This window comes from Escherichia sp. KCJ4928 (genome assembly GCF_004352695.1).
Taxonomy (GTDB): Bacteria; Pseudomonadota; Gammaproteobacteria; order Enterobacterales; family Enterobacteriaceae; genus ECMA0423.
Map to the genome: position 1 here is coordinate 1 of NZ_SJWV01000658.1, position 352 is coordinate 352.

At 63.4% G+C, this 352-nt stretch carries 1 protein-coding gene; it reads left to right on the plus strand.

Annotation, left to right across the window (positions count from 1 at the left end):
* A partial coding sequence (gene traW, locus E0D98_RS26120) for a conjugal transfer protein TraW (RefSeq protein ID WP_165941084.1) occupies positions 1-352 on the plus strand: 352 nt, incomplete at both ends.

Consider the following 352-nt stretch of genomic DNA (forward strand, 5'->3'; position numbering starts at 1 on the left):
GAAGCCCGGAAGAGCTTCAGCGTGCCGGACTCCATCTGCAGTGAATCCGCCTCCGGAGTTGCAGCTGAAAGTCGCCGTGCAGCAGCGTCTGCGGCTGCACGTCTGAGTCAGGGAGGAGGCGTCAGCAGTAAACCCATCCGTGAACGTCTCTCCCGGGCAGCAGACTCACCAACCCGCGAGGCATATGACAGTGCAGGCATTCATGCCGGTTACTGCACGGAAGCTGAATATGCCCGCTTTGGCGGAACCGATGTCTGCCCTGCCGTGGGCGAGCTGCCGGGCGGAGACAGCCAGGTGCGATCGCTCTATCAGGGTGCAGGCACAGCAGATACCCCTGCCGCCCTCACCTGGG